Annotated in this window: 7 protein-coding genes and 1 pseudogene; 3 read left to right on the top strand and 5 right to left on the bottom strand. The window is 70.7% G+C overall.

Translation table 11 applies throughout. The annotated features are described in order from the left end of the window. The 4 genes and pseudogenes from ASF20_RS25205 to trpA form a co-directional block, all read right to left on the bottom strand. A pseudogene (locus ASF20_RS25205) lies at positions 1-165 on the bottom strand (porin family protein); the annotation flags it as partial. A 130-nt stretch (positions 166-295) separates the two neighbouring features. Next, complete coding sequence (locus tag ASF20_RS22940; RefSeq protein ID WP_056278431.1) at positions 296-1,621, bottom strand: folylpolyglutamate synthase/dihydrofolate synthase family protein; 1,326 nt, start codon at positions 1,619-1,621, stop codon at positions 296-298. Between the two features lie 45 nt (positions 1,622-1,666). Further along, positions 1,667-2,575: an acetyl-CoA carboxylase, carboxyltransferase subunit beta gene (accD, locus tag ASF20_RS22945; protein ID WP_056278511.1), complete on the bottom strand. Its 909-nt coding sequence runs from the start codon at positions 2,573-2,575 to the stop codon at positions 1,667-1,669. A gap of 62 nt (positions 2,576-2,637) precedes the next feature. Then, positions 2,638-3,495 (bottom strand): tryptophan synthase subunit alpha, encoded by an 858-nt coding sequence (trpA, locus tag ASF20_RS22950; protein WP_056278435.1) that lies wholly within the window; start codon positions 3,493-3,495, stop codon positions 2,638-2,640. Between the two features lie 221 nt (positions 3,496-3,716). On the opposite strand from trpA, the gene ASF20_RS22955 reads away from it, so the two are divergent. From ASF20_RS22955 to gluQRS, 3 genes are read left to right on the top strand one after another with little or no spacing between them, the layout of a single operon-like run. Beyond that, the gene (locus ASF20_RS22955) at positions 3,717-5,807 is read left to right on the top strand and encodes an ATP-binding protein (RefSeq protein WP_056278439.1); all 2,091 of its coding nucleotides are present in this window, start codon (positions 3,717-3,719) and stop codon (positions 5,805-5,807) included. Between the two features lie 38 nt (positions 5,808-5,845). Continuing rightward, complete coding sequence (locus ASF20_RS22960; RefSeq protein WP_056278442.1) at positions 5,846-6,127, top strand: hypothetical protein; 282 nt, start codon at positions 5,846-5,848, stop codon at positions 6,125-6,127. A gap of 22 nt (positions 6,128-6,149) precedes the next feature. Beyond that, a complete protein-coding gene (gene gluQRS / locus ASF20_RS22965; protein ID WP_056278515.1) occupies positions 6,150-7,061 on the top strand; it encodes a tRNA glutamyl-Q(34) synthetase GluQRS in 912 nt (303 codons plus the stop codon). A gap of 57 nt (positions 7,062-7,118) precedes the next feature. On the opposite strand, the gene ASF20_RS22970 is transcribed toward gluQRS, so the two are convergent. Next, the gene (locus ASF20_RS22970; RefSeq protein ID WP_244476536.1) at positions 7,119-9,059 is read right to left on the bottom strand and encodes a M23 family metallopeptidase; all 1,941 of its coding nucleotides are present in this window, start codon (positions 9,057-9,059) and stop codon (positions 7,119-7,121) included. Positions 9,060-9,410: the final 351 nt, after the last annotated feature.

Consider the following 9,410-nt stretch of genomic DNA (forward strand, 5'->3'; position numbering starts at 1 on the left):
GGCGTCGAAGCCGTAACCAGCGTTGAAACCGGCGTAGAAGCCGGTCCAGGTGAACACCGGCACCGGCACGAACACCGGGGGCGCCGCGCGACGCGGAAGGTCAGCGGCCGAAGCGGCCGCGGTGAGGGCCGTGAAGGCCGCGAAAGACGTAAGAAGCTTTTTCATTATTTGATCCCCAGCGATATGCCCGATCGAGGGAGAACCTACTGCAGTTTCCACAGCCAAGATGTAGCGCCAGGGTCACACAGCAGAGCTGACGTGGTCGTGAGCGAACCCCGGGAAAAGTTAAGGAAAATCAGGTGGGAGGCGTGCCGTTCGCGGTCAGCACAGCGCCCACCAAGTAGAGCGAACCGCAGATCAGGATGCGTGGCGGCTGCTCGAACGCGATATCGGCCAGGCTCTCCAGGGCGGCCTCGACACTCGGCGCGGACTGCGCGTTCAGGCCGACCTCCGCCGCGATGCTCGCCACCTCGTCGGCGGGTCTGGCCGCCATCTGGCCGGCGATCGGAACCGCCACGAGCACCCGCGCCAAACCGATGAAATTGCGCAGGAACCCCTCCGCGTCCTTGGTGCCCAGCAACCCGACGATGAGAACCAGCGGCACGTCGGAGCGCTCGCCGAGATCCGCCATGGCGGCGGCGAGGATGCGCCCCCCGTCGATGTTGTGGCCGCCGTCGAGCCAGAGCTCGGCGCCCGGCGGCACGAGCTCGGACAGGCGTCCCCGGTTCAGCCGCTGCAGGCGTCCGGGCCATTCGACGGAGTTCAGGCCGGCCTCGATGGCGGCGGTGCCGATATCGCCGAAGCCGGCCGCGCGTAGGGCGGCGATCGCCGTGCCCGCATTGGTGAACTGGTGCCGGCCGTTCAGGCGCGGCTTCGGCAGGTCGAACAGGTCGAGATCGTCCTGGTAGACGAGTCGCCCACGCTCGGCATGGACCGAGAAATCCTGGTTGCCGACCCGGATCGGCGTGGCCCCGGCGGCCTCGGCGAGGCGGCAGAGCACGGAATCGGCCTCGGCGTAGTCCTGCGCGGCGATGATCGCCGGGCAGCCCTTCTTGAAGATTCCGGCCTTCTCCGTGGCCACGGCCTCGACGGTGTCGCCGAGGTACTCCGCATGGTCGCGCCCGATCGGCGTGACCACCGCGGCCGCGGGACTGTCGATCACGTTCGTCGCGTCCACCCGGCCGCCGAGGCCGACCTCCAGGAGGAGCACGTCCGCGGGCTGCTCGGAGAACAGCAGCAGGGCGGCCGCCGTGGTGATCTCGAACACCGTGATCGGCTCGCCCTCGTTGGCGGCCTCGCAGCGCGCGAAGGCATCGGCGAGCTGGTCCTCGGGCACGAAGTGGCCGCCGCCGATCGCGCCGATGCGGATGCGCTCGTGAAAGCGCACGAGGTGGGGCGAGGTGTAGACGTGGGCCGCCAGCCCCGCCGCCTCGAGAATCGCCCGCATGAAGGCGATGGTCGAGCCCTTCCCGTTGGTGCCGGCGACGTGAATCACCGGCGGAAGCTTGCGCTCGGGATGTCCAAGCCGGGCAAGCAGGCGCTCGATCCGCCCGAGCGACAGGTCGATCGTGCGCGGGTGGAGGGCGAGGAAGCGCGCCATCAGCGCGTCGGAGGAATCCATGATCGAACGTCGTGTCGCGAAGGGAAGGGAGCGGGGTGTGGCGCCTCAGACGGGCTCAGGGACCGGCGTGGCCGTCCGGGCCGGCTGCGCTCCGGGCTCCTGGTTCATGAGGAGACCGCACAGGTTGGCGATCGTGTCCTTCAGGGCGTGCCGGTGCACGACCTGATCGACCATGCCGTGGTCGCGCAGGTATTCCGCGCGCTGGAACCCATCGGGCAGCTTCTCGCGGATCGTCTGCTCGATGACGCGGGGGCCGGCAAAGCAGATCAGCGCACCGGGCTCCGCCAGATGGACGTCGCCCAGCATCGCGTAGGACGCGGTGACGCCGCCGGTGGTCGGATTGGTGAGCACCACGATGTAGGGCAGCTTGGCGGCATTGAGCCGGCGCACCGCCACGGTGGTGCGGGGCATCTGCATCAGCGACAGGATGCCCTCCTGCATGCGCGCGCCGCCCGAGGCGGAGAACAGGACGTAGGGGGTACGCTTGTCGAGGGCAGTCTCGGCGCCGCGCACGAAGGCCTCGCCCGCCGCCATGCCGAGCGACCCGGCCATGAAGGCGAAGTCCTGCACCGCCAGCGTCATCGGCAGGCCGGAGACCCGGCCGAAGCCGACCTTGAAGGCATCGGTCATCCCGGTCTTGGCCCGAGCGTCCTTCAGGCGGTCGACGTAGCGCTTCTCGTCGCGGAACTTGAGCGGGTCCGCGGCGACCTCCGGCAGGGGCACGTCGATCCAGGTTCCCTCGTCGAACATCATCTTGAGGCGCGCCTGGGCGCTCATCTTGAGGTGGTGCTCGGAGCCCGGGATGACCCAATGGTTGCTCTCCACCTCCTTGTGGAAGACCATCTGGCCCGTGTCGGGACATTTGACCCAGAGGTTCTCCGGGGTCTCGCGCTTGAACAAGGTCTTGATCTTGGGGCGAACGACCTCCGAGATCCAGTTCATCGGTTCAACCATCATGCGACGGCGTCCTTGTGCGGGCTCGAAGCGAGCGAGCCGGAAGGTCTCTGTAAATTGCGTCAGGCGCGGGGCGAGGAGCGAACGCCCTCGGCCAGCTCGCGGACCAGGGCGCTGACGGCCTCGACCGTCCCGCCCTTCGACGCGCCCTCTTCGTCGAGGGTCGCCCGCATGGCATCGACCAGGGCCGAGCCGACCACCACCCCGTCGGCGCCGCGGGCGATCGCGGCGGCATCCGCGCCGGTGCGCACGCCGAAGCCCACGACGATGGGCAGGTCGGTGTGGCGCCGGATACGGCCCACGGCTTCCGCGACCCGGTCGAAGTTCGGCTTCGCCGTACCGGTGATGCCGGTGATCGAGACGTAGTAGACGAAGCCCGCCGTGTTCGCGAGAACGGCCGGGAGGCGCTTCTCGTCGGTGGTCGGCGTGGCGAGCCGGATGAAGGCGAGGCCCTTCTCCAGCGTCGGAAGGCAGAGCTCGTCGTCTTCCTCCGGCGGAAGGTCGACGATGATCAGGCCGTCGATGCCGGCCGCCAGGGCATCGTCGAGGAAACGCGCGACGCCGTAGGCATGGATGGGGTTGTAGTATCCCATCAGGATCACTGGCGTCTCGGTATTCCCCGCGCGGAAGCGCCGGACGAGGTCGAGGGTCCGTACCACACCCTGCCCGTGCTTGAGCGCGCGCAGGCCGGCCGCCTGGATCGCCGGGCCGTCGGCCATGGGATCGGTGAAGGGCAGGCCGAACTCGACGATGTCGGCCCCCGCGGCCGGGAGGGCCTGCAGGACCTTCAGGGAGGTCTCGGCATCCGGGTCGCCGGCCATGACGTAGGTCACCAGGGCCGCCCGCTTCTCGGCGCAGCAGCGCGCGAAGGCGGCGGCGATCCGCGCCTGACCGGGATTTGCCGAACTCGTAGCCGTCATGACACTCACGTCTCGCGTTCCTCGGAGCCGCCGGGAGCGCGGCCCGGGATCAAGCCGCCGCGCCTACACCATCGCGACCGGCCCGTGAAGCGTACGGCGCGTCGCGTCAATCCCGAAGGGGGCCGGCAACGAACCTTTAACAGCCTTTCGAAAGCCGGCCTTCAACCTCGGGCGGCATGGTCGGCCCCCGGTGGGGTCCCGACCCGCCAGGGGCTGGCTGCATGACTCTGCCGGACATCGTCCTTGTCCTTCTCCCGTCCGGCCTGGCCTTCCTGGCGGGCTGGCTTCTGCGCGCGCGCAGCCATCGGGCTAGAGTTGGCCCCCGGCCGGTCGCGCAAGAGGAGGGACGCACCGAGCATCTCGAGGACCGGATCTGGCGCCTCTCCGAGAACGAGGAGCGCTACCGCGCCTTGGTGCAGGCCACGACGGAGATCATCGTCCAACGGGATTCCCAGGGCCGGATCACTTTCGCCAACGCGGGCTTCGGCCGTCTCGTCGGGGCCGAGCCCCTGTCGCTCCTCGGCACGACCCGCCAGCCGGAGGTGCTGGAGACCGGCGAGATCGTGCGGCAGGCGGACGGCGTCCGCCGGATCGAGATGCGGCTCGCCCCGGCCACGGGGACGCCGCGCTGGTACACGTTCATCGAGATGGCGGTGCCGGGCAGCAACGGCGAGACCCAATGGCTGCGTGCCGGTGCCGACATTACCGAGCGGGTCGAATCCGCCCGCTCCCTGGACGAGGCCCTGACCCGGGCCGAAGCCGCCAACGTGGCGAAGTCGCGCTTCCTCGCCACCGTGAGCCACGAGTTCCGCACGCCGCTGAACGGGATTCTCGGCATGGCCGACCTCGTCCTCGAGACCGGGCTCGATCCGGAGCAGCGCACCTACGTCGAGGCCATCGGCACCTCGGGCAAGGCGTTGCTGACCCTGATCGACGGCATCCTCGATTTCTCACGGATCGAGGCGGGACGCCTCGACCTCGCCGCCGAGCCCTTCGATCCGGCCGAGATCGCCGAGGGCGTTGTGGAGCTGCTCGCGCCCCGCGCCCAGGACAAGGGCATCGAGATCGCCGTGGACGTCGCCGACGACGTCCCGCGCCTCGTGATCGGCGACGCGGACCGGGTCCGGCAGATCCTCGTGAATCTCGCCGGCAACGCCATCAAGTTCACGGGGACCGGTGGCGTCGGGGTGGAACTGACCCACGGGGACGGCCATCTGCGCATCGCCATTTCGGACACGGGTCCGGGCATCCCGCAGGACCGCATCCCACGCCTGTTCGAGGAGTTCGAGCAGGGCGACGACAGTGCGAGCCGACGGCACGAGGGAACCGGGCTCGGCCTCGCCATCACGCGTCGCCTCGTCACCCGGATGGGTGGCCATGTCGAGGCGACGTCGCGCCTCGGCACGGGCAGCACCTTCACCGTCGCCCTTCCGCTCGATGTCGCCGAGGCGGAACGGGAGCGCCCGCCCGGTTTCGCGGGACGCCGGGTCCTCATCGTGGCGAGCTCGCCGTTCCAGGCGCCCTACCTCGCGCGCCGGCTGACGCGGTCCGGGGCCTCAGCCCGGGTGGTGCCGGACCTCGAGGCGGGACTCGCCGCGCTGCCGGGGGCCGCCTTCGACGCCCTCCTGGCGGATCGGACCCTCGGGGACGCCGCCGTTCGAGCCCTCGCCGGGGAGGCGCGGCGGCACGGCGTGCGCTGCTGCCTGGTGCTGCTCTCCCCCTTCGATCGACGCGACTTCGGTGCGCCGGCCGCGTCCGGTTTTGACAGTTACCTCGTGAAGCCCGTGCGCGCCCGCTCGCTGTTCGATCGCCTGCTCGCGCCGGCCCCCCCGCGGGGCGAGCGGCCGGCGACGCCGAACGAGGCCGCGCACCGGGCCGCCCTTCAGCCAGGATCGGAGGTTCTGCTTGCCCCGATCTCCGGCGGACCGCGCGTGCTCCTGGCTGAGGACAACCCGATCAACGCCCTCCTGGCCACCAAGGCCCTGCAACGCCTCGGGGCGATCGTCGTCCTGGCGCGGGACGGGGAGGAGGCGCTCGCTCGCATCCGCGAAGCCTCCGACGCGGCGCCCTTCGATCTCGCCCTCCTGGACATCCGCATGCCCGGGCTCGACGGGTTCGAGACCGCCCGACGGATTCGCGCCGGCGAGAGCGGGCCGCGCGCTTCCGCACTCCGGCTCATCGCACTCACCGCCAATGCGGGTCGCGACGACGAGCGGGAGGCTCGAGCCGCCGGCTTCGATCATTTTCTCGCCAAGCCCCTGGATCTCCGGGCCCTGCCGGACTTGCTGGCTGGTCGTGCGGCAGCCGCGTGAACGTTGACACGCCGGTCCGCCCGCGCGAACACCGCGCCATGGCCGATGACCGCATATCCGACGCGCCGACGCGCACCCACGACCGCCGCGTCGCCTGGGGCGTGGTCGCCCTCACCGCCGCGACGGTGCTGATCGGGGCCGCCGTACCGGCGCCGTCGCACCCCAGGGCGAGGGTCGCGCCGAGCGAGGACACGGCCTGTGCCGAGTGGGGCGACGGCTGCCGCGTCTGCCAGCGCGGCGAGGGGGGCATCCATTGCTCCCTGCCGGGGATCGCCTGCGTGGCGAAGGAACAGAGCTGCCTGCGCCGCGTCGGCGGCTGATCGACCGGCGGTCGGGAGGGATCTGTCCGTGAACGCCCGGGTCTTCCGCTTCGCCCCCAGCCCGAACGGCCGCCTGCATCTCGGACACGCCGCCTCCGCCCTCCTGAACGACGCCCTCGCGCGGGGCATCGGCGGCCGCCTGCTGCTGCGGATCGAGGACATCGATCCGGTCCGGTCGCGCCCGGAGTTGATCCAGGGCCTCCGTGAGGACCTCGCCTGGCTCGGCTTGCGGTTCGCGCCCCCCGAGCGCCGACAGTCGGAACATCTCGACGCGTACCGGTACCAGGTCTCCGCGCTGGCCGAGCGCGGTCTGGCCTATCCGTGCTTCTGCTCCCGCGGCGCGATCGCCGCGGTGGTGGAGGCCGACGCCGGCCGCGGCGCGCCGGTGCCCCGCGACCCCGACGGAGCGCCGCTCTATCCGGGCACCTGCCGGGCCCTGTCCGAGAGCGTCGCCGATCGGCGACGCGCCGCTGGCGAGCCGCATACCTGGCGGCTCGACACAGCCCGGGCCCTGGCCGAGTCACCCGGCCCGCACGTGGTGCGGACCTTCGCCGTCGCGGCGGGGGAGGGGAGGGGGGCTGTCCGCCAAATCGGCATCGAGCGGGACGAGGCCGCCGATCCGGCACGGTGGGGGGACCCCGTCATCGCCCGCCGGGACGTGCCGACGAGCTATCACCTCGCCGTCGTGATGGACGATGCCGTGCAGGGCATCACCCACGTGGTCCGAGGCGAAGACCTGCGCGCCAGCACCGACCTGCACGTCCTGCTGCAGGCCCTGATCGGGGCGCCGTCACCCCGCTACCATCACCACGCCCTGCTGCGGGACGCCTCGGGCGAGAAGCTTGCGAAATCTCGCGGCTCGCGTTCCCTCGCCGACCTGCGCGCGTCCGGCGAGAGCCCGGCGGGCATACGGGCCCGCCTCGGTTTCGCCTGAGCGGCGGCGATCAGCCCGAGAATGCAGATATGAGGGACGGGACCGTCGGGGCCGGGATCAGCGCATCGCGTCGCGCTGGGCCATGGCGGAGGCCGTGCGCGACTTCTGCATCGTGCCCTCGATCTGCTCGCGCTGGCGGGTGAACTCCGCGAGCATTCGCCCGTCGAGTTCGCGCCCGCGGGGGACGCGGATCTTCATCGGGTCGACGAAGTGCCCGTTGATGATGACCTCGTAGTGGAGGTGGGCACCCGTGGAGAGGCCGGTCGATCCGACATAGCCGATCACCTGGCCCTGGCGCACCTTGGCGCCGGCGGTGATGCCGCGGGCGAAGCGGGACATGTGATTGTAGGTCGTGACGTAGCCGTTGATGTGCTGCAATTCCACTCGGCGGCCATAGCCCGAATCCCAATCCGCCTTCAGCACCGTCGCATTGCCGGCGGCCACGATGGGCGTGCCGATCGGGTTCGCCCAGTCGACGCCGGTATGCAGCTTCGCGTAGCCGAGCACGGGGTGGCGCCGATAGCCGAAGCCCGAGCGCATGATGCCGTCGGCGATGGGCTTGCGGATGAGGAACTTCTTGAGCGACCGACCCTGCTCGTCGAGGTAGTCGATCGTCCCGTCGTCGGGGGACTGGAAGCGGAAGACCTTGCGCATCTCGCCACCCAGATTGAGCGAGGCGTAGAGCAGTTCCGGCCGTTCGGTGGAGCCCTGCGCCCCCTCGTCGTCGAAGGTATAGAAGACGTCGAGGCTGTCGCCCTGCGAGATCCGGCGCTGAAAATCGACGTCGTAGCCGAAGATCTTGACCAGGTCGTCCACGGCACCGCGGGGCAGGTCGTGCCGGGCTGCCGTCTCGTAGAGGCTCTGATACAGGCGCGGACCCGTGCCGCCGTCCTCCTCGCCGTCCTCGGAAGCGTCCGCCACCGCCGGCGCCGCCCGCGAGGGGGCGTCCTCGGTCGGCGGTGCGACGGAAACGAAGGTGCCGCGATCATTGATCGCCGCGATCCCCTCGATGCCGCTCTCGCCGTAGAGCACCACGCGGGTCACCTGACGCGGATCGCCGGGCCGTGGCCCGGGTGCGACCTGGACCCGGAACTGCTGGCCCTCGGAAAGGTCGGCCGTGCGCGTGCGCCCGCCGAGGGCGGCCACGATGCCGCGAATCTGGTCGTCGCCGGCCCGGGCCGTATTCTTGAGGGCGGCCTCCAGCGTCTCGCCGCGCTTGAGGGCGAGGTCGCGCTCCTCGACGAGGGGCGGCTCGGAGCCGGCGCCGCTCTTGGCTAGGCTGGTGACGTTCTCCGGCACCACCAGGACGTCGATGGACTTGAAGGGCGAGCCCTCGTCGCCGAGGCGTGCTGCCGGATCGAAGCGCGACGCCGCCATACCCTGCTGCAGGGTCCGCGACAGCATGATCTGGGGCGCGATCGGGATCGCGGCCCGGCGGCCCGCCTCGGCCGAGAGACGCCGCTCCTCATCGATCTGCGCCGCCACGTCGTCGTCGGAGAGGGCCGGGGCGCCGGGCTCGACGTCGATCCCGGCGAGATCGCGCTTGATCACGGAGACCTCGGCGCCCGGCGCATCCGCCAGGCCCGACTCGGGCGCACGTTCCAGGGGCTCGTCCGTGCTGAGCTTCATCGGATCGAAGCGCGGCATCTCGGTCGCGAAGACGCCCGTCGTCATCGAGAGCGCGGTCGAGACGCGCATGAAGGGCCGCACCTTGATGATCTCGCGGTCGCCGAGCCGTACCGTCACGGGCGAGCGGAAGCTCTGCTTGGCCGAGGCGATCATCAGGTTCCGCACCAGCCGGTCGCTCTTGCGGGCCACGTTGGCGGTGCCGTCGCTGAGGGTGGGCCGAACGGCGTTCGAGGCTCGCTCGGGGATCGCTGCGAAGGAGACCTCGCTCTGCAGTGAGACGTGGATCGCCGCGCCGATCAGCGCCGCGCCCGTCAGGCCGGTGAGCGCGCTGGCGCAGAGCCAGCGCAGATTGACGTCGCGCCGGTCGATCCGCGCGGCGTCGGGACCGAGGAGATCGAGGGCCGGAAGACTGCCGTTCGGCGACCGTCCCGGGGCGCGCGCCTCCGTTGGGCCGTCCCGCTCCCCGATCTTCAGACGGCCGCGCTTCACTCTGACATTCCTGATCTGTGTATCGGCGACGCGGAGTCCCCGCGCAGGGCGCTGCGAAGCGACCGGCGACGGATGTCGTGGCCCAGCATGTCGAGATTGAGGCACGTTTCGGCGCGCCCGTCACCGGAGGAGGGGAGGGGCGCCGTGACACCCACGGGGAAGTTTTTTCGTTTCCGGCAGTTGACGGGTCTGGGAGTGATCCGTATACCCCGGTTCATCGGCGGGCGGCCA

Origin of the sequence: Methylobacterium sp. Leaf88 (assembly GCF_001422795.1) — a bacterium.
Lineage (GTDB): Bacteria > Pseudomonadota > Alphaproteobacteria > Rhizobiales > Beijerinckiaceae > Methylobacterium.

Bases quoted from the DNA above. Each gene is read 5' to 3' on its own strand.
- ASF20_RS22955 (WP_056278439.1), top strand. From the start codon at position 3,717: ATGACTCTGCCGGACATCGTCCTTGTCCTTCTCCCGTCCGGCCTGGCC.
- trpA (WP_056278435.1), bottom strand. From the start codon at position 3,495: ATGACGGCTACGAGTTCGGCAAATCCCGGTCAGGCGCGGATCGCCGCC.
- accD (WP_056278511.1), bottom strand. From the start codon at position 2,575: ATGGTTGAACCGATGAACTGGATCTCGGAGGTCGTTCGCCCCAAGATC.
- ASF20_RS22960 (WP_056278442.1), top strand. From the start codon at position 5,846: ATGGCCGATGACCGCATATCCGACGCGCCGACGCGCACCCACGACCGC.
- ASF20_RS22940 (WP_056278431.1), bottom strand. From the start codon at position 1,621: ATGGATTCCTCCGACGCGCTGATGGCGCGCTTCCTCGCCCTCCACCCG.